The organism is Terrabacter sp. Root85, assembly GCF_001429185.1.
In the GTDB taxonomy this organism is placed as follows: Bacteria; Actinomycetota; Actinomycetes; order Actinomycetales; family Dermatophilaceae; genus Terrabacter.
Window position 1 is genome coordinate 371,021 of sequence record NZ_LMIW01000010.1, and the last position, 21,653, is coordinate 392,673.

The window sequence follows — 21,653 nt, forward strand, 5'->3', positions numbered from 1 at the left end:
ACACACGACCGAGGACCACAGGGGAGCAAGGATGACGATCTCGCAGGACACCCGACTCATGACCGACCGACTCTTCGGCCCCGGCGGCCCGGTGCTGCAACCGGCCGGCGACTACCGTGACGGCATGGACCTGACCCGGCTCGCCCCCCAGACCGGAGCCGCCTTCGTCCTCAGGGCCGGGCAGCGACTCACCGTCATCGACCCGACCGGCGAGCAGGTCAGCGACTTCTTTGCCGTCATGGACGACGACCGCGACGAGTGGTTCAGCTCGGGCCGCACCATCGACTACGCCAACTCGACCGCCGTGACGACCGGCAGCGTGCTCTACAGCAACCGGAGCCGGCCGATGGCGACCGTCGTCGAGGACACGTGCGGTCACCACGACATCCTGCTGACCCCGTGCTCCCAGCAGACCTTCGACCTGCTCTACCCCGAGTTCGAAGGCGCCTACCACCCGAGCTGCTTCGAGAACCTCGCGACGACCATGGCGGAGTTCGACGTCGAGCCCGACCGCATCTCGACCACGCTCAACATCTTCATGAACGTGTGGACCGAGCGCGACGGCGAGCTGCACATCGACCCGCCGACGTCCACGGCCGGTGACCGTTTCGTCCTGCGGGCCGAGGCCGACCTCGTCGTCGGCCTGACCGCCTGCTCGGCCGAGAAGTCCAACAACGGGGTCTGCAAGCCGATCGACTACCGCATCGACGACTGAGACGCGCGGCCCGAAACCCCTGTGGTGGCAGGGCAACGGTGGAGGCGACGTGGCACACTGACCCCGTGGATCTCGACGTGGTGAGGCGTGCGCCCCTGTTCAAGGCTCTGGACGACGAGGCGGCCTCCGCGCTGCAGTCGGAGATGAGCCGGTCGCACATGGAGCGCGGCGACGTGCTCTTCCACGAGGGAGACCGGGGCGACACGCTCTACGTCATCGCCGAGGGCAAGATCAAGCTCGGCCGCACGAGCCCCGACGGACGCGAGAACCTCGTCGCCATCCTCGGCCCGGGCGAGATGTTCGGCGAGCTCAGCCTCTTCGACCCGGGCCCGCGCACCATGACGGCCACGGCCGTCGCCGAGACGCAGCTCCTCGGCCTCGGCAACGACTCCCTCACGGCGATCCTCACCGGCCGCCCCGAGGTCTCCAAGGCCCTGCTCGCGGCGCTCGCGCAGCGCCTGCGCCGCACCAATGCCCACCTCGCCGACCTCGTCTTCACCGACGTCCCCGGTCGCGTCGCCAAGGCCCTGCTCGACCTGTCCGAGCGCTTCGGCCGCCCCGTCGAGGGCGGCATCATGGTCTCCCACGACCTCACCCAGGAGGAGCTCGCGCAGCTCGTCGGCGCCTCCCGCGAGACGGTCAACAAGGCGCTCGCGGACTTCGCGACGCGTGGCTGGCTGCGGCTCGAGGCGCGCGCCGTGCTCCTGCAGGACGTCGAGCGGCTCAAGCGCCGCGCTCGCTGACTCGCGCCCCCCGCCGGTTGAGGTGGACACGCGGGCAGATCGCCTCGCCGAAAACCTCAACCGCTGAGGGACCAGCCGTGCGGACCGTTGAGCACGACGCGGTCGGCCTCGCCGGTGGCCAGGACGAGCGCTGCGTTGACGTCGTCGTTGCGTGCCACCCAGGCCTCGGCCTCGCCCGGCGCCTTGCCGAACCGGACGTGGCGATCGACGAGCCGCGACCGTCGCAGGTCGTCGTCCCCCGACACGAACCAGACCTCGGCGAGCTGTGCCCTGGCCCGCGCCCACCGCTCCTCGGGGAGCAGCAGGTAGTTGCCCTCGGTGACGACGAGACGGGCGGCCGGGGGCACGACCATGGCCGCCGCGATCGGCTGCTCGAGCGTCCGCTCGAAGCCGGGCGCGTAGACCCACGAGTCGGGCTGCTCGGCGAGACGACGCAACAGGGCGGCATACCCGTCGGCGTCGAAGGTGTCCGGCGCACCCTTGCGCGACCGCGAGCCCAGCCGGTCGAGCTGGGCGTCAGCGAGGTGGAAGCCGTCCATCGGCACGTGGGCGACCCAGTCCGCACCCTTGCGAGCCGCGACGGCCTCGAGCAGCGCCTCCGCGAGGGTCGACTTGCCCGCCCCCGGCGCGCCGGCGATGCCGAGCACGAGCCGGCGGCGGTCGCCCACGAGCGCCACCGCGGCAGCCGCGAGCTCCTCGATGCCGTGCACGGTCGGAGTCTCCCACCTCGTCACGGGTGGGTGCGGAGGTACTCCAGCTGCGCCTGCACCGACAGCTCGGCCGCCGGCCAGACGCTTCGCGGCACGTCGGCGTAGACCTCCTCGACGACCGCGTATGCCGTCTGCGCACCTCGGGCGACCGCGTCGCGCACCTGCCCCAACCGTTCGGCGCGGTGCCTGAGGTAGAAGGTCACGGTGGCGGCCGCGTCGGCGACGAACGGCCCGTGGCCCGGGAGCAGGCTCGTGACGTCCCCGGCCCGGGTCAGCGCCTCGATGCGGTCGAGCGAGGCGAGGTAGGCCTCGAGGCTGCCGTCGGGCCAGGCGACGACGGTCGTGCCGCGCCCGAGGATCGTGTCGCCGGTGAGCAGGGTGTTGTCGGCGGGGAGGACGAACGAGAACGAGTCGCTCGTGTGTCCGGGCGTCTCCACGGCCAGGATCTCGAGCCCGCCGACCGTGATGGTCTCGCCGGCCCACAGGTCGTCGTGCCCGCGCCCGAACGCGCGCACTGGCGCACCGGTCAGCTCGTGGAACCGGTCCGCGCTCTCGGCGTGGTCGTCGTGCCCGTGGGTGAGGAGGGTCAGCGCGACCCGGCGCCCCGTCTCGGCGACCCGCGTCAGCACGTGCTGGAGGTGGCCCTCGTCGAGCGGGCCCGGGTCGACGACGACGACCTCGTCGGAGCCCGGCTCGGCGAGCAACCACGTGTTCGTGCCGTCGAGGGTCATCGGCGACGGGTTGGGGCAGAGCACGCACTCGGCGCGCTCGCTCGTGACGCCGCCGTGCCAGCCGGGGTCGGCCGCGGTGCCGATCACCGCGACACGTCCCGGGGCCGGCCCGACGACGCCACCCGGCTCATCGTTCGACGATCTCCATGGCCGGTCCGCCGGGGCCGTCGACGACCTCCGGCATGATGAGCGGAAGGTGCTCACTGTGCACGACCACGTCTGCGGCAGAAGGCGCGTCGCGGATCTCCTCCACGCACACGACCGTCGGGGGCAGCATGAGAGCCGACCCGGCGGCATACGCCCTCAGCAGCTCGGAAGGCACCACCCACGTGGCCTCGTCGGCCTCGGTCGTCTCACCGTCGGCCACCTGGAGCGGCGGCATGAGAGCGGCGAAGAACCACGTGTCGTAGCGGCGCGGCTCGAAGACCGGGGTCAGCCAGTGCGCCTTGGCGACGATGAGGTCCGAGCGCAGGACGAGGCCCTTGTCGCGGAGCACGTCGCCCAAGGAGAGCCGGCGGTCGACGAGCGCGAGGCGGATGTCGAGCCAGTCGGGGCCGTCGACCATGGCCAGCGGTCCGCTCGCCGACGGGCTCGCGAGGAGCACGCCGCACTCCTCGAAGACCTCGCGGATCGCGGCCGCGACGTACATCTGGGCCTCCGAGGGCGAGCAGCCGAGCCGGTCGGCCCACTCGGACGGAGAGGGACCCGCCCACGGCAGGCCGATCTCGCCGTCGCGGTCGTCGACGGAACCGCCGGGGAAGACCATCATGCTCGGCGCGAACTCCATCTCGGAGACGCGCCGCAGCATGAAGACCTCGGGTCCGTCGACGCCGCCGACACCGCCGACACCGCCGACGCCGTCGCGCACGAGCATCACGGTGCTGGCCCGGCGGGGTTCGGCCTCGTCCCAGCGCTCCCCCGCGAGCCAGCGGGTGGCGGTGTCGGAGATGCCGGGCGTCGTGGTCAGGGGGAACTGGCGCCCCCCGCTGCCGGTCACCTGGCGCTCAGCTGCCGTCATCGTGACGTCACCCGCACTCACCGGGCGACGGAGACGATGACCTCGACCTCGACGGGTGCGTCCAACGGGAGCGCAGCGACACCGACGGCCGAACGGGCATGGATTCCCTTGTCACCAAACGCCTTGACGAGCAGCTCGCTCGCGCCGTTGATGACCCCGGGCTGGCCGGTGAAGCCCGGGTCGGAGGCGACGAAACCGACGACCTTGACGACACGGGTCACCGTGTCGAGGTCGCCGATCTCGGACTTGATGGCCGCGATCGCGTTGAGGGCACACGTCTCGGCGAGGGACTTGGCGGTCTCGGCGTCGACCTCGGCGCCGACCTTGCCGGTCGCGGCGAGGGAACCGTCGACCATGGGCAGCTGACCCGAGGTGAACACGAGGTCGCCCTCACGGACGACGGGGACGTAGGCGGCGACGGGCGGCACGACCTCGGGCACGGTGAGGCCGAGCTCGGACAGGCGGTCTTCGACTGCAGACATGGTGCGGTGACTCCTCAGGACTTCGGGCGCTTAAAGTAGGCGACGAGGCTCGTGCCGTCGGGACCGTTGACGATCTGGACGAGCTCCCACCCGTCCGCCCCGAAGTTGTCGAGGATCTGCTTGGTGTTGTGGATCAGAAGCGGTGCGGTGAGGTATTCCCACTGGGTCATGGCCATCACCCTACTCAGTGTCACCACGGCTCTCTCGGGGTGCGTCGGTGGCGCGGGTGGCACCATGACGCCCATGACGAGCAGCCCCTCGACGACGTCCCCCGCGAGCGCCTCGACGCGCTCCTACGGCAGCGACCCTGCGCAGGTCTACGACGTCATCCCGCCGGCGTCAGGCACGCCTGCGGCGAGGGGCACGGTCGTCGTCGTCCACGGCGGCTTCTGGCGGGCGCAGTACGACCGCGAGCACGCGCTCCCCGAGGCCCGCGCCTTCGCGGCGGCGGGCAACCACGTGGTGCTGGCGGAGTACCGCCGAGTCGGTATGCCGGGTGGCGGCGTCCCCGGGACCCTCGACGACGTGCGCGACCTCGTCGCGTCGGTCGCGTCCCAGCCGGACCTGCCGAAGCCGCTCGTCCTCGTCGGCCACTCCGCCGGCGGGCACCTCGTCGCGTGGGCGGCGGGCCAGCCGTGGGCGTCGGAGCGCGGCATCGCCGGCGTGGTCTCGCTGGCCGGGGTCGTCGACCTCGGCGCGGCGGATCGGCTGCACCTCGGGTCCGACGCCACGCGTGACTTCGTCGGGTCGGGACCGGGCACGGCGGCGTGGACCTCGGCCGACCCGATGTCGACGCTGCCTCCGAAGGTGCCGGTGCGGCTCGTCAACGGGGCCGACGACGACACCGTGCCGCTGGGCGTGGCCGATGACTACGTCGCGAAGGCGAAGGCCGCCGGCGGCGACGTGACGGAGCAGGTCGTGCCCGGAGCCGACCACTTCGCCGTCATCGACCCGACGACGCCGGCCTTCAAGGCCGTCCAGGCGGCAGTAGCCGCCCTCCTCCCACCCGGTTGAGGTAGACCCGCCGCCGTTTCCGCGGCGTGGATACCTCAAACGCGGCGTCGTCCACATCCGGTCGCACCGGCTCGGCGTTGTCCCCAGGCCGGTTCGCCGACCGCCCCCGGCGACCGGCGCGGCTGCAGGGTCGGGTGATGAGATCCACCCGGCGCCGTGAGAGGGCCCGCGTCGTAGACGCCGCAGACCTCGGCGTGGTCTCTCGCGCCTCGCTGCGAGCGCACGGGATCAGTGCCGCCGACGTGCGGGCAGAGGTCAGGGCCGACCGCTGGACGACGCACGGCCTGCAGACGGTGGCCCTGCACACCCGACCACTCGGTCAGGAGGAGCTGCAGTGGCGCGCGGTCTGGGAGACCGGTGCCGACGTCGCGGCCCTCGATGGCGTGACCGCTCTACTCGCGGCCGGGATGAAGGGCTACTGCGACGATCGCATCCATCTCTCCGTCGTCCACTCCCACACGGTCAAGCGACTACCGGGGGTTCGAGTGCACAAGATCACGCGCCGCCACGACCGCGAGCTCGAGCCACACGGCATACCCCGAGTGCGGCCGGCCGTGGCCGCGATCCGGGCCGCTCACTGGGCCGACTCCGATCGGCAGGCCGCCTTGCTGCTGGTCCTGCCGACGCAGCAGGGGCTCGTTCGGGCGTCAGATCTGCTGGAGACGGCGCGGACGATCCGCGGGCGTCGACGGCGCGCCTTCGTGGGTGGAGTCGTCAAGGACATCGCGCTCGGTGCGCAGTCGTTGGGCGAGCTCGACTTCGCCCGACTCTGCCGTGCCCGGGGGCTCCCCGCGCCGGACCGGCAGGTCGTATGCCGAGGACCGAAGGGCCGGATCTACCTCGACGTCCGCTGGCGCTGCGGGGTCGTCGTCGAGATCGACGGCATCCAGCACACGTGGGGCCTGGCACCCGTCCTCGATGCTCTGCGCCAGAACGGCGTGACGCTCTCGCGCGACACGGTGCTGCGCATCCCCAACATCGGGCTGCGCCTGCACGAGAACGCCTTCATGGACCAGGTGGCGCAGGCGTTGCAGCAACGCGGCGCTTTGAGGTGATGCGGTCGACGCGTCTGCGGCGTGTTCACCTCGGACGGGCCTTGGTTGGGGCGCCACCTAAGGTGGAGGGGTGACGACCGGCCCCACCGACCCCTCCTGGGCGCGAGCGCGGCTGCACGTCGTCACCGGCAAGGGCGGCACGGGCAAGACGACCGTCGCCTCGGCCATCGCGCTGGCCCTCGCGTCGGCCCACGCCCACGTGCTGCTCACCGAGGTCGAGGGCCGGCAGGGCATCAGCCAGACCTTCGACGTGCCCCCGCTCGGCACCGACGAGACCCGCATCGTCCGGCTGCCGGGGGGTGGGGAGGTCGTCGGCCTGGCCATCGAGCCCAAGGCCGCGCTCCTCGAGTACCTCCAGCTCTTCTACAAGCTCGGCCGCGCCGGCAAGCTCCTCGAGAAGTTCGGCGCCATCGACTTCGCGACGACCATCGCCCCCGGCGTCCGGGACGTCCTGCTCATCGGCAAGATCTACGAGGCCAACCGCCGCCGCCGGGACGGCAAGCACAAGGGCGACGCACCCCCTGTCTACGACGGCATCGTCCTCGACGCGCCGCCGACCGGACGCATCGGACGCTTCCTCTCGGTCAACTCCGAGGTGGCCGACCTCGCCCGCGTCGGACCGATCGCCTCGCAGGCCGGCTCGATCACCCGCCTGCTCGAGTCCGAGCAGACCGTCGTCCACCTCGTGACCCTCCTCGAGGAGATGCCTGTGCAGGAGACCCTAGAGGCCATCGCCGACCTCAGGGCCAAGGGCCTGCACCCGGGTGCGATCATCGTCAACATGGTGCGCGAGCCGCTCCTCGACGACACGGCGCTCGAGCAGGCGCGCGCGGGCCGGCTGCACAAGCCGTCGATCCGCACCCAGCTCGGCGAGGCCGGCGTCAAGGCCACACCGGAGCTCGTCGACGGCCTGCTCGAGGAGGCCCGCGACCACGCGCAGCGGATCGACCTCGAGCGCGAGCAGCTCGCACTCCTCGAGGCCACCGGCCTGCCGATCGCCGAGCTGCCCGCACTCCCGGGCGGCGTCGACTCGGGCTCGGTCCGCGAGCTCGCCGACCTCCTCGTCCCGCTCTTCGTCCACCGCGCCGGCGCCCCCACCGGGAACGAGCAGGCCCACGCATGAGCCCCGGACCCGTCTCGACCAAGGCGCCCCTCCTCAACATCGACGCCCTCATCGACGACCCGGCGACGCAGATCGTCGTGTGCTGCGGTTCAGGCGGCGTCGGCAAGACCACGACCGCCGCCGCCCTCGGCCTGCGCGCCGCGGAGTCGGGCCGCAAGGTCGTCGTCCTGACGATCGACCCCGCCCGCCGCCTGGCCCAGTCGCTCGGGCTCACCGAGCTCGACAACACCCCTCGGCCGGTCACCGACATCGACACGGCGGCCGGCGGCAGCCTCCACGCGATGATGCTCGACATGAAGCGGACCTTCGACGAGGTCGTCATCGCCCACTCCGAGCCGGGCAAGGCCGAGCAGATCCTCGCCAACCCCTTCTACCAGGCCGTGAGCAGCTCCTTCGCCGGCACGCAGGAGTACATGGCGATGGAGAAGCTCGGCCAGCTCAAGGCGAGCGCCGGCACCGAGGACGCCCCGTGGGACCTCATCGTCGTCGACACCCCGCCGTCCCGCTCCGCCCTCGACTTCCTCGACGCCCCGAACCGCCTCGGCAGCTTCCTCGACGGACGCTTCATCCGTCTGCTCACCGCGCCGGCCAAGGCGGGCGGCCGCGCCGGCCTCAAGGTCTTCGGCGTCGGGGTGCAGATCGTCACCTCGACGATGACCAAGATCCTCGGCGGCCAGATGCTCAGCGACGTGCAGACGTTCGTCAACGCGCTCGACACGATGTTCGGCGGCTTCCGCGAGCGTGCGGACGAGACCTACCGCCTGCTCTCCGAGGACGGCACGGCCTTCCTCGTCGTCGCCGCACCGGAGCGCGACGCGCTCCGCGAGGCGTCCTACTTCGTCGACCGCCTCGAAGCGGACGGTATGCCGCTCGCCGGGCTCGTCGTCAACCGCATCGGTCGCGTCTCGGCGACCGGGGTCACCCCGTCGCGCGCGCTCGCCGCCGCGGAGTCGCTCGAGGAGAGCGGCGGACCGAAGTCGGCATCCAACGCCGCCGGCCTGCTGCGGTTGCACGCATCGCTCGTGCGCACGGCCGAGCGACAGCGCGAGCTCGCGGACCGCTTCTCACGGTCACACCCCGGCATACCCGTCGTGCACGTGCCGGCGCTGGGACGCGACGTCCACGACCTCGACGGCCTGCGTGAGATCGGGCATGCGTTAGCGGGGTCGTGACCCACCCTCAGGTGGCCACGGCCCCGCTCACGTACGACGTGGACCGACCGGAGACCGGTCGGCGCAAGCCGGCTCAGTCGTGCTTGACCTGTGAGGCCATGCCCGCACGGAGCGCCGACTTCCAGGACGTGATGTCCGGACGCTTGCGAAGCAGGGCCCGGCGCTCGCGCTCGGTCATGCCTCCCCAGACGCCGAACTCGGTCCGGTTGTCGAGAGCCTCGGCCAGGCACTGCGCGAGAACAGGACACGTCTTGCAGACGGCCTTCGCGTCGTGCTGGGCCTTGCCTCGGACGAACAGAGCATCCGGGTCCACGCCTGAACAGCTGGCCTGACTGGCCCACTCGTTCACCCACGGATCCACGATTGCGACAGCACTCATTTTGTTTCCCCTCCCCGCCCGGCGCCTCCCATGACATCCGGACTGACCGCGGACCGTCCCACCGATCCTGATCATGTGGACCCCCCTAAGGCCCAAACGAGACATTACGAGCGCTGGGCCGCGCCGGACATAGCCTCTATGGACCATTTAGTTGAGGCGGTGACTAGTCACCTGGACCTCGGCCCCCTGGTCATCCAGAGGCGCGGGCGGGTGGTTTGAGACACCTGCAGACCCGGGTGTGCGCACAAATCCAGTGGCCATAGGGTGAGCGGTTACCCTTGGGCCCATGTCTTCACGCACTACCTCGATCGGTGGCGTCATCAGCCTGCTCGGCGCGTTTCTCGCGTCCGCGCTCGTGCTCGGACTGCTCGCCGCCGGCCTGGTGATGCCCGCGGTGGGCGCCACCGGCGCGCTCGCGCGCAGCGGCGTCGACGTCTTCAACGAGCTCCCGAGCGAGTTCACGACCGACCCGCTGGCCCAGACCTCCCGCATCCTCGCCGCTGACGGCACCGTCATCGCGACGCCGCAGGAGCAGAACCGCACCATCGTGCCGCTCAACAAGATCGCGCCGATCATGCGTGAGGCCCAGGTCGCGATCGAGGACCACCGCTTCTACGACCACGGTGGCATCGACATCCAGGGCACGGCCCGCGCCGTCATCTCCAACCTGCGCAACGGCTCGTCGGTCGGCGCCTCGTCGCTCACCCAGCAGTACGTCAAGATCTCGCTCCAGTACTCCGCCCTCAGCTCCGGCAACGAGGAGGCGGCCGCCGAGGCCGTCAAGAAGGACTACATGCGCAAGCTCAAGGAGCTGAAGTACGCCATCACGCTGGAGAAGAAGCTGACGAAGGACGAGATCCTCGAGGGCTACCTCAACCTCGTCTACTACGGCGACCGCGCCTACGGCGTCGAGGCCGCGGCCCAGCACTACTTCAGCGTCCACGCCGACAAGCTCTCCCTGTCGCAGGCCGCGCTCCTCGCCGGGCTGACGCAGAACCCCGGCACCACCGACCCGGTGAACTTCCCGAAGAAGGCCCTGGCCCGACGCAACGTCGTGCTCGACCGCATGCACGAGCTCGACCGCATCACCGACAAGCAGTGGCAGGCCGCCAAGAAGCGCACGCTCAAGCAGGACATGCGCGTGACGCAGCCGAAGAGCACGTGCCTCGCCTCGCCGTACCCCTACTGGTGCGACTTCATCGTCAACTACGCCCTGACGATGCCGCAGCTCGGCAAGACGCTCGAGGAGCGCAAGCGCACCCTCTACCGCGGCGGCGTCACGATCACGACGACCCTCGACCCGAAGCTGCAGGACTACGCGCAGAAGGAGATCACCAAGAAGGTGCCGATCGGCAACAAGGCCCGGATCGGCTCCGCGGCCTACGTCGCCGACCCCAACACCGGCAAGGTGCTCGCCTTCGCCCAGAACACCGCCTACTCCGTCACCAAGGACGCCGGCGGCGAGACGGGCATCAACTGGGCCCTCGACAAGAAGTACGGCGGGTCCGGCGGGTTCCAGTTCGGCTCGACCGCCAAGGCGTTCGCCCTCGTGACGGCCATGCAGTCCGGCATGACGACGAAGTCGTCGGTCAACGCCAAGGCGGCCGGCGGCGAGAGCAAGGCGACGTACACGCCCAAGGAGTGGCCCGGCGGCACCGCCAACTGCGGTCCGGGCGACACGTGGAAGGTCCGCAACGACACCCCGTTCAAGGGCGGCAACATCTCGCTCATGGAGGCCACGGCGCTGTCGACCAACACCGCGTTCGTCGCCCTCGTCGAGCAGCTCGGCGGCTGCAAGGTCCGCGACACGATGATCCGCCTCGGTCTGCACCGCTCCGACGGCCAGACGATCGGCAGGTACGCCCCGCAGTACATCCTCGGTGGCGACGACGTCTCCCCGCAGGGTGTGGCGCACGCCTACGGCGTCCTCGCCGCGGACGGCAAGAAGTGCCCGATGGTGGCCATCACGAAGATCACGCAGGGCGGCAAGAACGTCGCCCTGCCGGCGTCGAAGTGCGACCAGGTCGTCGAGCCGGACGTCGCCAAGGCGACCGACAAGTTCCTCGAGTACAACATGACCCACGGCTCGGGCATCCGGAACCAGCTCAACGACGGCACCCGTGAGTCGGCCGGCAAGACCGGTACCGCCAACAACAACAACGAGTCGTGGTTCGTCGGCTACACGCCGCAGCTCGTGACGGCCGTCTGGGTCGGCACGCCCTACGACCCGGTGACCCGCGTCATGAAGAACGTCCGCGTGGGCGGCGAGTTCTACCCGGTCATGCACGGAGCGGCCATCGCGGCGCCGATCTGGAAGGCCATCATGAACAAGGCCCTCGACGGCCAGCCCGAGGTCAAGTTCGGCGATCCGGCCGACAAGTACCTCGGCACCGACACCGCCAACCAGACGGTGACTCCCGGCCAGCTGCCCGCCGTCGTCGGGCGGTCCGTCGCCGAGGCCGAGTCGCTGCTCCAGGCGGCGGGCTTCCAGACGCAGGTCGGCGGGACGATGTCCTCGCAGGTGCCGCAAGGCCTCGTGGCCGGCATCTCGCCCTACCAGTCGCCGCCGCCCGGCAGCATGATCACGATCTACACCTCGCGCGGCGGGTCCCGACAGGCGCTCCCCACCCCGCAGACCACCGTCTTCAACCCCGGCGGCACCGGTGGCGGTGGCGGTGGCGGTGGCGGAGGGAACGGCAACGGCAACGGAGGCGGCAAACCGACCAAGCCGCCAGGCCGCGGTTGACCCAGCGATGACGAAGGCCCGACGCGATCCGCGTCGGGCCTTCGTCGTCCGTCTGCGACGTGGATGGGGCCTCAGCCCGCGAGCACCCGGCGCACGATGGAGGCGACGCGTCCACCCTCGGCGCGGCCGGCCACGGCAGCGTTGGCGGCCTTCATCGCGAGGCCCATCTGCGGCATACCCGTGGCGCCGGAGGCGGTGACCGCATCGCGGACGATCGCCTCGAGCTCGTCGTCGCCGAGCTGCTTCGGCAGGTAGGCCTCGAGGACGGCGAGCTCCGCGTCCTCCTTGGCCGCGAGCTCCGGGCGTCCCGCGCCGACGTATGCCGTCGCCGCCTCACGACGCTTCTTGGCTTCCTTGGTCAGGACCTTGAGGACGTCGTCGTCCGTCAGCTCGCGGTGCTCGGTGCCGGCGACCTCCTCGTTGGTGACGGCGGTGAGGGCCATCCGCAGCGAACCGGCCCGGACCTGGTCGCGCTCGCGCATCGCGGACGTCAGGTCGGACTTCAGCTGCTCCTTGAGGGTGCTCATGGGGCCAGTCTGTCAGGTCGGCCACGCGGGCCCCGACCGGTTCGTCGGGGGTCGCGGCCCCGGGTGCGAGGATGGGCCCCATGCGTGCCGTGACCAAGACCGTCCTGGGCCTGGGGATCGCCGGCGCCGGGGTGCTCGGCTGGGCCTCGCTCGTCGAGCGCAACGCCTTCGTGCTGCGTCGCTTCGACGTGCCGGTGCTGCCCGACGGCGCCGGGCCGCTTCGGGTGCTGCACCTGTCCGACCTGCACCTGCTGCCGCGCCAGCGCGCGAAGCGCTCCTGGGTGCACAGCCTCGCCTCGCTCGACCCCGACCTCGTCATCACGACGGGCGACAACATCGCGGCCCCCGATGCCGTGCCCGCGCTGCTCGACGCGTACGACCGGCTCCTCGGCATCCCCGGCGTCTTCGTCCTCGGGTCCAACGACTACTTCGCCCCGAAGCTGAAGAACCCCCTCGGCTACCTGACCCGCAACTTCGCCAAGGGCGTGGGCACGACCCAGCGGCTGCCCACGGCCGACCTCGTGCGCGGGCTCGGATCCCGTGGCTGGGTCGACCTGACGAACCGTCGGGACTCGCTCACCGTGCGCGGCCTGCGGATCGACGTACGTGGCGTCGACGACCCGCACCTCGGCTACGACCGCCTCGACCTCGTGCGCGGGCCGGCGTCGCCCGAGGCCGACCTGACGCTCGGCGTGACGCACGCGCCCTACCAGCGGGTGCTCGACGCGTACGCCTCCGACGGCGCCGAACTCGTCATCGCCGGACACACGCACGGCGGCCAGGTCTGCGTGCCCGGCTACGGCGCGCTCGTGACGAACTGCGACCTCGACACGGGCCGCGTCAAGGGCCTGTCGCGCTGGTGGCCGGGAGCCGGCTCCACGCCGTCGTCAGAGGCTCCTGAGGGCGCTGCGTGGCTCGAGGTGTCCGCCGGTCTGGGCACCGCGCCCACCGCTCCCGTACGCCTCGCCTGCCGCCCCGAGGCGACCCTCCTGACGCTCGTCCCCCGCTCGCAGGCCTGAACCGGCACGGTCCGTCGCGGCGGACGACGAGCCCGATTCGGAGATGGGCCGGGGGCTGCGCTAGCATCTCTGCTTGCTGCCTCCGGTCGACGGATCAGGGGTAGATGCAGCACCGGGGTGTGGCGCAGCTTGGTAGCGCGCTTCGTTCGGGACGAAGAGGTCGCAGGTTCAAATCCTGTCACCCCGACCATCCGCGAAGGGCCTGCTGGAAACGACGAAGTCGTTCCAGCAGGCCCTTCGGCGTCTGTCGGGGGACAGGATGCAGACGCGGAGTCTCAGTGTTCGACGACGTGGTCGCCGTGCTGGTAGTGGCGGTGCCCATCGTGCAGGTGATCCACGTGGTTGCCGTGCTGGACCGTCTCGCACCCGTCGCCCTCGGTGTGGGCATCGCTGTGGTCGGTGTGCACGGGCTGCTCGGCGTGACGTTCGGAGTCATGGACGTGGTCGAGGTGGTCGCCATGCTCGACGGTCTCGCAGCCGTCGTCAGGAAGGTGCTCGTGGTCGGACGCGATCGTGTGATCGGACATCTTTCCTCCAGTGACAGGTCGGTTCACCCGAATCTTCCTCCAGCCAACCCGGGGGGCGTCAAGGGTGGGTCGCGAGCGGTGTCGACCCCTACCGGTCGGTGCGGCCGTCGATGCACTCGCGCAGCAGGTCGGCGTGCCCGCTGTGCTGGGCGTACTCCGAGATCATGTGGCCCACCACGGCCCGCACGGACATCTGTCCGCTGCCGGTCGCGAGGACGTCGTCCAACGAGACCCTCGCGAGCGCCGCCTCGGCCAGCCGGCACTCCTCGAGCAGCCGGTCGTAGTCGGCCTGCGCCCGGGCCGGGTCGAGGTCCTCGAAGTCGGCGTCGGGTCCCAGCGCCGGGTCGTACATCGGCTCGAGCGCCTCCCCGCCGATGAACTCGCGGAACCACCCGCGCTCGACCTTGGCCATGTGCCGGACCAGCCCGAGCAACGACAGGTTCGACGGCGGGACCGAGCGCTGCCCGAGCTGCTCTCCGGTCAGACCCGCGCACTTGTCGCGCAGCACGGCGCGACGCCAGGCGAGCCTGGCCTCGAGCAGGGTCCGCTCGTCCCCCACCGGCTCGAACTGCGGCAACGACACCTCAGGCGCGGTCCACGTCATCCGGACATCCTGACAGCCCGCCCCCACGCCGTCCGGGTGGCGTGCCGACCCGGCCGACCGAAAACCCCGGGTGTCGAGCCCGGCGCGGCGCGACACTGGTGCGGAGGTGCCGGCCGGGCGGCCGGCCCCCGAGCAGGGACGGAGACCGCGATGAGCGACGTGCCCCCTTCGGCAGGCCGGTCCGTCGACCCCGAAGGAGCCACCGAGGGAGCCACCGAGGGAGCCACCGAGGGAGCAGCAGAGGGAGCCGCCGACCCGCCCCGCCTGCGCGACTCGACGACACCCGGCCTCCCCGTCTACCTGTCGACGGAGCACTGGAGCCTGCTCGGCACCCGCTCCATGACGTGGTCGGAGATCATGAGCCGGATCACGATCTACCTCACCGTCGTGTCGGCGTTCCTCGTCGTCCTGGCCCTGACCGCGCAGGCCACCGGCTTCGGCACGCCGTTCCGGGTCATGGCCGTCGGCTTCGCGTCGGCCGCCCTCGTCATGGGCTCGCTCACGGCGATCCGGGTCAACCTCGCGAGCCGGGAGGACGCCGACCTCATCCGGGCGATGAACCGGCTCCGGCACGCCTACGTCGAGCTGGCGCCCGAGCTCGCGCCCTACCTGACGGCCTCGATCCACGACGACACCCGCGGACTCCTGCAGACGTACTCGCTGGGCCACCGACGCCACCTCGTGCTGCACGTCGTGGGCAGCACCGCGTTCTTCCTCATGGTCGTCAACGGGATCGTGGCCGGCACCCTGGGCGCCCTCATCGCCGACATCGCCGGTGCGAGCACCGCGGTCATCGCCGTCGTCGGGGGCCTGTCCGGCGTCTCCTACCTCGCCGGCCACCTGGCGATCGAACGTCGGGTCTTCGCGGGACCGAACGACGACGAGCGCTTCCCGACGCCCGACTGACGCCCGACCGATGCCCGCTTGGACGCCCGGCTGACGCCCGGCGGGAGCGCTACGGCTCGTCCGCCAGTGCCGTCTCGCGGACCGCCTCGGCGACGACGTCGACGAGCCGACCCGTGTGCGCCAGCATCGCGCGCTGCCGGACGGCCCCGTTGCCCTCCTCCCGCACCCGCGCGAGCCCCTCCTGCACGACCGCGAGGTCGCCCGCCGCCTGAAGTGCGGGTCCGACGTGGTCGAGCAGCGACTCGAGGACCGTCCAGCACGGCACGGGCAGACCGGTGCGCCAGTCGAGGAGCCGACCCTCGAGACCCTCGCGCCCGGCCTGCCAGGTCGCGAGCCGGAGCATCGCCGTCGCCACGTCGGGCACCGGACGGCCGAGAGCCCACTCCTGCGCGGCCGTCTCGACGAGCCCCCGGCACAGGGCGGCGACGACGACGGCCTCGTCGACCGTGAAGCAGACGTCGGCGGCCCGGACCTCGACGGTCGGGTAGTGCTGGGCCAGGCGGGCGACGAAGTAGACCATCCCCTCGTCGAGGACCACGGACGACAGGACCATGTCGCGGACGAGCCGGCGGTACGCCTCCGCCGACCCGAAGGGCCCCGTCGGACCCCACGACGGCCACCGGGCGAGCTCCTGGCTCCGGTAGCTCGCGAAGCCCGAGTCCTCCCCGTTCCAGTAGGGCGAGTTCGCGCTGAGCGCGAGCAGCGCCGGGAGCCAGACCCGGATCCGGTCGAGGACGCCGACTCCCTCCTCGTCGCCCTCGACGGACACGTGCACGTGGCAGCCGCAGATGAGGTGCTCGCGGGCGGTCAGCTGGTAGCGCTCCTGCAACCACGCGTACCTCGGCGACGTCACGGCGACCGGGCGGACGGGCAGCGGCGAGGTGGCGAGCGCAGCCACGCTCGACCCGGTCCCCCGGGCTGCCGCGACGGCCTCTGTGCGCCAGTGCCGCACCTCGTGGCGCAGCGCGTCGAGGTCGGCGGTGGGCGGCGTGTGCGTCTCGATCTGCTGCTGCTGGAACTCCCCCTCGACGGCCCCCCGCACGCCGGCGCCCGACTCCTCGGGATGCCGCCGCGCGGCCCGTACGAGCAGCTGGCCCGACACCGACCGTGGCCGTCCGTCGTGGACGTCGACGAGCAGCATCTCCTCCTCGACACCGAGGGTCCGCACCATGGTGCTCCTTCCGGAGCACGACCGCGGACGTATGCCGTGTGGCCCGGTGACGCGCCACGGCACCGTGTGGCGCCCGGCGCGCCGGACGGCATACGCCCGTTGCTCCGCGTGACCAGTGTGGCCCGTGGTGGGCTCCGGCGGGAGGGACGAAGGGCCCGGATGTCGGACCTGCGGGAATGAACGGCGGGCGCGTGCGTTGTCCCTCTTTGTCGCCCCAACCGGCAGGAGCATCGTGTCGACCTCGTCCACCCTCGGATTTCGCTCGGAACGCGGGCCCATCCTCATCGCCCTCATGCTGTCGACGTCGCTCATCGCGCTCGACTCCACGATCCTCGCCACGGCGGTCCCCTCCATCGTCGCGGACCTCGGCGGCCTCACCCAGTTCCCGTGGCTCTTCTCGGTCTACCTCCTCGCGCAGGCGGTGTCGGTCCCCGTCTACGCCAAGCTCGCCGACACGGTCGGGCGCAAGCCGGTCATCCTCGTCGGCATCGGGCTCTTCCTGATCGGCAGCATCCTCTGCGGGTTCGCCTGGGACATGGGCTCGCTCATCGTCATGCGAGCACTGCAGGGGCTCGGCGCCGGTGCGGTCCTGCCGATGACGACGACTATCGCCGCTGACATCTACACCGTGGCCGAGCGGGCCAAGACGCAGGGCTACATCGCGAGCGTCTGGGCCGTGTCGTCCGTCGTCGGCCCGACGCTCGGTGGCGTCTTCTCCCAGTTCGCCTCATGGCGCTGGATCTTCTTCGTCAACATCCCGTTCTGCCTGCTCGCCGCCGGCATGATCTGGCGCAAGTACGACGAGTCCGTCGAGCGTCGCCGGCACCGCATCGACTACGCCGGGGCCACCGTCCTCACGGTCGCCCTGACCCTGCTCATCCTCGCCGTCCTCGAGGGCGGCCAGGCCTGGGCGTGGAGCTCGTGGCAGAGCATCGGCTCCTTCGCCGTCGGCGGCGTGCTCCTCCTCGCCTTCGGTCTCATCGAGCGCCGGGCGGCCGAGCCGATCCTGCCGCTCGAGGTGCTGACCCGGCGGCTCATCGTCGCGACGTGCCTCATCGGCATCGGCGTCGGTGCGGTGCTCGTCGGGCTCACCTCCTACGTGCCGACCTTCCTCGAGCGCTCGACCGGCGCCACCCCCATCGTGGCGGGGCTCGCGGTCGCCGCCCTCACGATCGGCTGGCCCATCTCGGCCTCGCAGTCGGGTCGGCTCTACATGCGCATCGGCTTCCGCCCGACGGCTCTCATCGGCCTGGTCGTCGCGACCGTGGGCGCCCTAGCGCTGTGGCTCACCTCGGCCACCCCGAACGTCTTCGCCACGGCCGCATCGTGCCTCGTCGTCGGCTTCGGCCTCGGCCACGCCGACGCTCATCGCGGCGCAGGCCTCGGTGCCGTGGAACGAGCGTGCCGTCGTCACGGGCACCAACATGTTCATGCGCTCGGTCGGCAGCGCCGTCGGGGTCGCGATCTTCGGCGCCATCGCGAACGCCGTCATCGCGTCCCATGGTGGCGAGGCGTCGAGCGAGGCGGTGCAGGCCGGCTCGACGGCCGTCTTCCTCGCCGTCCTCGTGGTCGCGCTCGTCACCGTCGCCGCCGGGCTGCTCATGCCCCACACGCGGGCTGAGGACGTCGCCCACGGCGGCTCGTCGGACAACGAGTCCACCGACGTCGCGCAGACCGAGCCCTCCACCGCCTGACCCGTGGCCACCGGCCGGCCAACCCTCGACAGGAACGAGTAGCGCTCGAAGGCATCGGGTACGTCGCGAGGGACAGCGTCACCGACCCGACGACGAGGAGAACGCGATGAGCGAGCACGACGACGGCACCCAGAAGGTCGCCGACCTGATCAAGGACATCCGGATCGCGATGCTGACGCACGCGGACTCGAACGGCATCCTCGTGAGCCACCCGATGGCGACGCAGGAGGTCGAGTTCGACGGCGACGTGCTCTTCCTCGCCGAGCGCGACAGCCACAAGGCGCGCGACATCGCCACGCAGTCGCCGGCGCGGGTCAACGTCGCCTACAGCTCGAACAGCTCGTGGGTCTCGCTGTCGGGCACGGCTACCATCGTCGACGACAACGCCAAGCTCGCCGAGCTGTGGAGCTCCTTCACGGGAGCCTGGCTCGAGGGCGGCCCGGAGAACCCGAACAACATCATCATCAAGGTGAGCGCCGACTCGGCCGAGTACTGGGACTCCCCCGGCGCCAAGGTCACGCAGATCGCCAACTTCGTCAAGGCGAAGGTCACCGGCGAGCGCATCGAGGGTGACAACGAGGTCGTCGACCTCTGACCGCCTGAGACAAGGCCGTATGCCGTCGGGCCCCCTTCGCATTGAAGGGAACCCGGCGGCATACGTGCTTTCAGGCGTGCCGCAGACGAGCCTCAGGCAGCGCCCTTGACGAGCCGCATGACGGCCCGCTCGAGCGCGTCGCGGTCGCGCACCCGCACGAGCTCGCCCAGCTCGAGTCGGGTGCGGTCGGCCTTGGTCAGGCGCGACAGGCTGCGTGCGATGGTGCGGCCGACGGCGTACTCGTCGAGGACGCGGGGGTCGACGTACGAGCTGCGGGCGACCGCGGGCGTGTTGCCGAGGTGCTCGGAGACGACCTTCATCGCATCCTTCTCGGCGCGCTTGAGCTCGCGCTCGGAGTCGACGGGGCCGGTCCGCGCGAGCGCGACGGCGGCCGTCACGGTGGCCGCCCAGGTGCGCAGGTCCTTGACGGTGTACTCCTCGCCGACGAGCTCCTTGAAGGCGACGTTGAGGTCGCTCGAGCGCAACTCGTGCCAGCCGTTCGTGTCGCGGTAGGCCAGCAGGCGCTCACCCGGATAGCCACTTCGCTTGAGGGACAACACGATCCGCGCCAACAGCTGGTCGGTCATGACGGCCTCGCGGGTGACGCCCGACTTCGCCGGGAACTCGAAGGTGACGTCCTCACCGCTCACCGTGACGTGGGAGCGGAGCAGCGTCGCGACGCCGTGCGAGCCGTGCTCGGCCTCGTACTCCTCCCCGCCGCTGCGGAAGAGCCCGGCGTCGAGCATCCGCAGGCCGGCGGCGGTGACGCGCTTCCGCGTCAGGCCGTTGGTGCGCAGGTCGGCCGCGATCTGCTTGCGGGCGGCCGGCAGCTTGCGGGCCAGCACGATGACGCGGTCGTGCTTCTCGCGGCCGCGCGCCTCGTGCCAGGCGTCGTGGTAGAGGTACTGACGCCGCCCCGCGTCGTCGGTGCCGACGGCCTGGATGTGGCCGTTCGGGTGCGGGCTGATCCAGACGTCCTGCCAGGCCGGCGGGATGACGAGTGCGGTGACCCGTTCACGCGTCTCGGCATCGACGGCCCTGCCGTCGGCGTCGACGTAGCTGAAGCCCTTGCCCCGTCGCACGCGACGGATCCCGGGCTTGTCCATGGTGCTCCGGCGCAGTCTCACACCGAGGAGATACCCGCACCGGGTCGAGCCCCAACCGCACCCCCACCGCACCGCGCCGCGGTGCTGCGCGGCTCGGCGTGGTGGGCGGACGGGTGGTGCTCAGTCAGCGGGGTCGGGGCGCACGCCCCCGACCTCGGACGTCGCGTCCGTGGTCTCGCGGGTCGACGCCTCGGTGTCGGGACCGTCCGGGGAGGCGACCGGCACGATGTCGGGCACCTTGATCTCCGCCTGACCGGGTGGCGGAGGGGGGTCGGGCGTGACGGGCGGGAAGACCGAGCCGTCGCTCTGCAGATGTGATTCGTGAGGGGTCACGTCAGTCATTACCTATCGCCCCGAGTAGGTGGTAGTCGTGCTTCCTCTTCGACCATACCCGCGGCTCACTGAGGCGAACCTGTGCCTTTCGGCGCCGCCCCGGGGCGCCGGACCATCCCGACGAGAGTCAGGTGATGGCCCGGCGCGTCCCGTCAGCGGGTGAGGACGCCGACCCGGCCCTGCTCGCCGGACGCCCAGCAGGCACCGTCGTGCGTGCACTCGACGGAGTCGAAGCTCCCGGTGTCGAACGTCGACCACGTGCGGCCGCCGTCGGTCGAGACGTCGGACCCCGACGGGCCCACGGCCAGCACCGTGCGCGCCGTCCGCGGCACCCAGGCCGACCCGGACCGGTAGCCCGACGGGTTGGTCGTCGACTTCGTCCACGTGCGCCCGCCGTCGGCGGTCCACGCGGCGTTGTCGACCGCTCCGGTCGGAGCCGCGAAGTCGCCGCCGACGATGACGCCGCGCCGGGCGTCCCGGAAGCTCACCGAGAAGATGCCGGCCGACGCACCACCGGCGACGGGGCTGTCGGCGACGGTCCACGTGCGGCCGTGGTCGGTCGAGGTGAAGACGCGGGCCGGGTCGACGCCCCCGCTCACGAGGTAGGTGCGGCCGTCGACACCCGACGAGAGGCAGGTGCCCGACGCCGCGAAGGCGAACTCGCCCGCCTGGGCGGCCGGCATCCCGGCCGGGTCGACGGGGGTCCACGAGCGGCCGCCGTCGGAGGTCTGGACGAGCCGGAACCTCCCGTCGACCGGGTCGCTCATCGCGAGCCCGCGCCGCGGCGAGCTGAACGCCATGCAGTCGTAGAAGGCGGCCGGGTCGGTGTTGCGGAAGCTCTCGGTCCAGGTCGCGCCACCGTCGTCGGTGACGAGGATCCGCGAGTCCTCCCCCTCCCCGATCGAGAGGAGGACGGCGTGCCGCGCGTCGAAGGCCTCGATGTCGCGGAACTCCAGCGCTGCGGTGCCGAGCCCCTGCGGGCTGACGTCGCCCCAGGTGCGGCCGCCGTCGGTCGTCCGCAGCACGGTGCCCTTCGTCCCGCTCACCCACGCCACGTCGCGTGAGACGGGCGCGAGGCCGCGGAAGCGCTCGGTGGTCCCGGTCGGCGTGACCGTCCAGCCGTATGCCGTCACCCCGGCCTTCGCGGGAGCGTCACGTCCCACGGCACCGGGCGACACGGCATACGCAGTCGTCGCGGAGGCGACGAGCGCGGTGGTGGCGGCTGCGAGCAGGACGGATCGCGTCGGGAGTCTCATGCCTCCCGAAACTAGCCGCGATCGGGC

23 protein-coding genes, 1 tRNA gene and 1 pseudogene are annotated in these 21,653 nt (G+C 71.4%); 12 read left to right on the forward strand and 13 right to left on the reverse strand.

What is annotated here, in order from left to right:
• Nucleotides 1–31 precede the first annotated feature (31 nt).
• Entirely contained in the window at nucleotides 32–715 is a 684-nt protein-coding gene (locus ASE25_RS15975; protein WP_082619605.1) for a DUF1989 domain-containing protein, read from the forward strand.
• Nucleotides 716–780: 65 nt separating this feature from the next.
• Nucleotides 781–1,458 (forward strand): Crp/Fnr family transcriptional regulator, encoded by a 678-nt coding sequence (locus ASE25_RS15980; RefSeq protein WP_020145792.1) that lies wholly within the window; start codon nucleotides 781–783, stop codon nucleotides 1,456–1,458.
• 56 nt (nucleotides 1,459–1,514) lie between these two features.
• On the opposite strand, the gene ASE25_RS15985 is transcribed toward ASE25_RS15980, so the two are convergent.
• Genes ASE25_RS15985 through ASE25_RS22870 form a run of 5 tightly spaced genes read right to left on the reverse strand, consistent with a single transcriptional unit; the run spans nucleotide 1,515 to nucleotide 4,569 of the window.
• Entirely contained in the window at nucleotides 1,515–2,168 is a 654-nt protein-coding gene (locus ASE25_RS15985) for a nucleoside/nucleotide kinase family protein (RefSeq protein ID WP_056826580.1), read from the reverse strand.
• A gap of 20 nt (nucleotides 2,169–2,188) precedes the next feature.
• Nucleotides 2,189–2,986: an MBL fold metallo-hydrolase gene (locus ASE25_RS15990; RefSeq protein WP_056826582.1), complete on the reverse strand. Its 798-nt coding sequence runs from the start codon at nucleotides 2,984–2,986 to the stop codon at nucleotides 2,189–2,191.
• 40 nt (nucleotides 2,987–3,026) lie between these two features.
• Complete coding sequence (locus tag ASE25_RS15995; protein ID WP_235508709.1) at nucleotides 3,027–3,917, reverse strand: NUDIX hydrolase; 891 nt, start codon at nucleotides 3,915–3,917, stop codon at nucleotides 3,027–3,029.
• A 17-nt stretch (nucleotides 3,918–3,934) separates the two neighbouring features.
• A complete protein-coding gene (locus ASE25_RS16000) occupies nucleotides 3,935–4,399 on the reverse strand; it encodes a RidA family protein (protein ID WP_020145788.1) in 465 nt (154 codons plus the stop codon).
• A gap of 14 nt (nucleotides 4,400–4,413) precedes the next feature.
• Nucleotides 4,414–4,569 carry a DUF4177 domain-containing protein gene (locus tag ASE25_RS22870; protein ID WP_142179199.1) on the reverse strand — a complete coding sequence of 52 codons (156 nt, stop codon included), beginning with the start codon at nucleotides 4,567–4,569 and terminating at the stop codon, nucleotides 4,414–4,416.
• 73 nt (nucleotides 4,570–4,642) lie between these two features.
• Between ASE25_RS22870 and ASE25_RS16005 the strand changes: the two genes are divergently transcribed.
• The 4 genes from ASE25_RS16005 (at nucleotide 4,643) to ASE25_RS16020 (ending at nucleotide 8,763) form a co-directional block, all read left to right on the forward strand.
• Nucleotides 4,643–5,413, forward strand: coding sequence for a S9 family peptidase (locus tag ASE25_RS16005; RefSeq protein ID WP_056774041.1), 771 nt, complete (start codon nucleotides 4,643–4,645; stop codon nucleotides 5,411–5,413).
• A 137-nt stretch (nucleotides 5,414–5,550) separates the two neighbouring features.
• On the forward strand, nucleotides 5,551–6,468 hold the full coding sequence (locus ASE25_RS16010) for a hypothetical protein (protein ID WP_082622924.1): 918 nt from the start codon (nucleotides 5,551–5,553) through the stop codon (nucleotides 6,466–6,468).
• 70 nt (nucleotides 6,469–6,538) lie between these two features.
• On the forward strand, nucleotides 6,539–7,591 hold the full coding sequence (locus ASE25_RS16015; protein ID WP_056774046.1) for an ArsA-related P-loop ATPase: 1,053 nt from the start codon (nucleotides 6,539–6,541) through the stop codon (nucleotides 7,589–7,591).
• Entirely contained in the window at nucleotides 7,588–8,763 is a 1,176-nt protein-coding gene (locus ASE25_RS16020; RefSeq protein ID WP_056826585.1) for an ArsA family ATPase, read from the forward strand. Before ASE25_RS16015 ends, ASE25_RS16020 begins: the two co-directional genes overlap by 4 nt.
• 73 nt (nucleotides 8,764–8,836) lie before the next feature.
• Here ASE25_RS16020 and ASE25_RS16025 read toward each other — a convergent pair whose 3' ends face one another.
• A complete protein-coding gene (locus tag ASE25_RS16025; RefSeq protein WP_056774052.1) occupies nucleotides 8,837–9,142 on the reverse strand; it encodes a WhiB family transcriptional regulator in 306 nt (101 codons plus the stop codon).
• Nucleotides 9,143–9,428: 286 nt separating this feature from the next.
• Between ASE25_RS16025 and ASE25_RS16030 the strand changes: the two genes are divergently transcribed.
• Nucleotides 9,429–11,888, forward strand: a complete 2,460-nt coding sequence (locus tag ASE25_RS16030; RefSeq protein ID WP_056774054.1) for a penicillin-binding protein — start codon at nucleotides 9,429–9,431, stop codon at nucleotides 11,886–11,888.
• Between the two features lie 71 nt (nucleotides 11,889–11,959).
• Here the strand turns inward: ASE25_RS16030 and ASE25_RS16035 are convergent, their stop codons facing one another.
• Nucleotides 11,960–12,415 (reverse strand): GatB/YqeY domain-containing protein, encoded by a 456-nt coding sequence (locus ASE25_RS16035; protein ID WP_056774057.1) that lies wholly within the window; start codon nucleotides 12,413–12,415, stop codon nucleotides 11,960–11,962.
• A gap of 80 nt (nucleotides 12,416–12,495) precedes the next feature.
• Here ASE25_RS16035 and ASE25_RS16040 point away from each other — a divergent pair, with 80 nt between their 5' ends.
• Together ASE25_RS16040 and ASE25_RS16045 are read left to right on the forward strand one after the other, a co-directional pair.
• Complete coding sequence (locus ASE25_RS16040) at nucleotides 12,496–13,434, forward strand: metallophosphoesterase (RefSeq protein ID WP_056826587.1); 939 nt, start codon at nucleotides 12,496–12,498, stop codon at nucleotides 13,432–13,434.
• 113 nt (nucleotides 13,435–13,547) lie between these two features.
• Nucleotides 13,548–13,624, forward strand: a tRNA-Pro gene (locus ASE25_RS16045).
• 85 nt (nucleotides 13,625–13,709) lie between these two features.
• On the opposite strand, the gene ASE25_RS23540 is transcribed toward ASE25_RS16045, so the two are convergent.
• Both ASE25_RS23540 and ASE25_RS16055 read right to left on the reverse strand, forming a co-directional pair.
• Nucleotides 13,710–13,961, reverse strand: a complete 252-nt coding sequence (locus ASE25_RS23540) for a hypothetical protein (RefSeq protein WP_056826589.1) — start codon at nucleotides 13,959–13,961, stop codon at nucleotides 13,710–13,712.
• A gap of 88 nt (nucleotides 13,962–14,049) precedes the next feature.
• Entirely contained in the window at nucleotides 14,050–14,565 is a 516-nt protein-coding gene (locus ASE25_RS16055) for a DinB family protein (RefSeq protein ID WP_056774067.1), read from the reverse strand.
• Nucleotides 14,566–14,715: 150 nt separating this feature from the next.
• Here ASE25_RS16055 and ASE25_RS16060 point away from each other — a divergent pair, with 150 nt between their 5' ends.
• The gene (locus tag ASE25_RS16060) at nucleotides 14,716–15,471 is read left to right on the forward strand and encodes a hypothetical protein (RefSeq protein WP_056826591.1); all 756 of its coding nucleotides are present in this window, start codon (nucleotides 14,716–14,718) and stop codon (nucleotides 15,469–15,471) included.
• Nucleotides 15,472–15,520: 49 nt separating this feature from the next.
• Here ASE25_RS16060 and ASE25_RS16065 read toward each other — a convergent pair whose 3' ends face one another.
• Nucleotides 15,521–16,642, reverse strand: coding sequence for a glutamate--cysteine ligase (locus ASE25_RS16065; protein WP_200959137.1), 1,122 nt, complete (start codon nucleotides 16,640–16,642; stop codon nucleotides 15,521–15,523).
• 292 nt (nucleotides 16,643–16,934) lie between these two features.
• Here ASE25_RS16065 and ASE25_RS16070 point away from each other — a divergent pair.
• Together ASE25_RS16070 and ASE25_RS16075 are read left to right on the forward strand one after the other, a co-directional pair.
• Nucleotides 16,935–18,336, forward strand: a pseudogene (locus ASE25_RS16070) (MDR family MFS transporter).
• A 106-nt stretch (nucleotides 18,337–18,442) separates the two neighbouring features.
• Complete coding sequence (locus ASE25_RS16075; RefSeq protein ID WP_056826593.1) at nucleotides 18,443–18,931, forward strand: pyridoxamine 5'-phosphate oxidase family protein; 489 nt, start codon at nucleotides 18,443–18,445, stop codon at nucleotides 18,929–18,931.
• 92 nt (nucleotides 18,932–19,023) lie between these two features.
• On the opposite strand, the gene ASE25_RS16080 is transcribed toward ASE25_RS16075, so the two are convergent.
• The 3 genes from ASE25_RS16080 to ASE25_RS16090 form a co-directional block, all read right to left on the reverse strand.
• Nucleotides 19,024–20,037, reverse strand: coding sequence for a DNA topoisomerase IB (locus ASE25_RS16080; protein WP_056826595.1), 1,014 nt, complete (start codon nucleotides 20,035–20,037; stop codon nucleotides 19,024–19,026).
• A gap of 120 nt (nucleotides 20,038–20,157) precedes the next feature.
• Nucleotides 20,158–20,370 (reverse strand): hypothetical protein, encoded by a 213-nt coding sequence (locus ASE25_RS16085; protein ID WP_156415499.1) that lies wholly within the window; start codon nucleotides 20,368–20,370, stop codon nucleotides 20,158–20,160.
• 152 nt (nucleotides 20,371–20,522) lie between these two features.
• Entirely contained in the window at nucleotides 20,523–21,626 is a 1,104-nt protein-coding gene (locus tag ASE25_RS16090) for a hypothetical protein (RefSeq protein WP_056826597.1), read from the reverse strand.
• Nucleotides 21,627–21,653 lie beyond the last annotated feature (27 nt).

What these genes read in the sequence shown, in the direction of transcription:
- ASE25_RS16080 (WP_056826595.1), bottom strand. Translation starts at nt 20,037, where the DNA reads ATGGACAAGCCCGGGATCCGTCGCGTGCGACGGGGCAAGGGCTTCAGC.
- ASE25_RS16035 (WP_056774057.1), bottom strand. Translation starts at nt 12,415, where the DNA reads ATGAGCACCCTCAAGGAGCAGCTGAAGTCCGACCTGACGTCCGCGATG.
- ASE25_RS23540 (WP_056826589.1), bottom strand. Translation starts at nt 13,961, where the DNA reads ATGTCCGATCACACGATCGCGTCCGACCACGAGCACCTTCCTGACGAC.
- ASE25_RS16065 (WP_200959137.1), bottom strand. Translation starts at nt 16,642, where the DNA reads ATGGTGCGGACCCTCGGTGTCGAGGAGGAGATGCTGCTCGTCGACGTC.
- ASE25_RS16010 (WP_082622924.1), top strand. Translation starts at nt 5,551, where the DNA reads ATGAGATCCACCCGGCGCCGTGAGAGGGCCCGCGTCGTAGACGCCGCA.
- ASE25_RS22870 (WP_142179199.1), bottom strand. Translation starts at nt 4,569, where the DNA reads ATGACCCAGTGGGAATACCTCACCGCACCGCTTCTGATCCACAACACC.
- ASE25_RS15995 (WP_235508709.1), bottom strand. Translation starts at nt 3,917, where the DNA reads ATGACGGCAGCTGAGCGCCAGGTGACCGGCAGCGGGGGGCGCCAGTTC.
- ASE25_RS16025 (WP_056774052.1), bottom strand. Translation starts at nt 9,142, where the DNA reads ATGAGTGCTGTCGCAATCGTGGATCCGTGGGTGAACGAGTGGGCCAGT.
- ASE25_RS16060 (WP_056826591.1), top strand. Translation starts at nt 14,716, where the DNA reads ATGAGCGACGTGCCCCCTTCGGCAGGCCGGTCCGTCGACCCCGAAGGA.
- ASE25_RS16000 (WP_020145788.1), bottom strand. Translation starts at nt 4,399, where the DNA reads ATGTCTGCAGTCGAAGACCGCCTGTCCGAGCTCGGCCTCACCGTGCCC.
- ASE25_RS16090 (WP_056826597.1), bottom strand. Translation starts at nt 21,626, where the DNA reads ATGAGACTCCCGACGCGATCCGTCCTGCTCGCAGCCGCCACCACCGCG.
- ASE25_RS16075 (WP_056826593.1), top strand. Translation starts at nt 18,443, where the DNA reads ATGAGCGAGCACGACGACGGCACCCAGAAGGTCGCCGACCTGATCAAG.
- ASE25_RS16055 (WP_056774067.1), bottom strand. Translation starts at nt 14,565, where the DNA reads ATGACGTGGACCGCGCCTGAGGTGTCGTTGCCGCAGTTCGAGCCGGTG.
- ASE25_RS16040 (WP_056826587.1), top strand. Translation starts at nt 12,496, where the DNA reads ATGCGTGCCGTGACCAAGACCGTCCTGGGCCTGGGGATCGCCGGCGCC.
- ASE25_RS16005 (WP_056774041.1), top strand. Translation starts at nt 4,643, where the DNA reads ATGACGAGCAGCCCCTCGACGACGTCCCCCGCGAGCGCCTCGACGCGC.
- ASE25_RS15975 (WP_082619605.1), top strand. Translation starts at nt 32, where the DNA reads ATGACGATCTCGCAGGACACCCGACTCATGACCGACCGACTCTTCGGC.
- ASE25_RS16020 (WP_056826585.1), top strand. Translation starts at nt 7,588, where the DNA reads ATGAGCCCCGGACCCGTCTCGACCAAGGCGCCCCTCCTCAACATCGAC.
- ASE25_RS16030 (WP_056774054.1), top strand. Translation starts at nt 9,429, where the DNA reads ATGTCTTCACGCACTACCTCGATCGGTGGCGTCATCAGCCTGCTCGGC.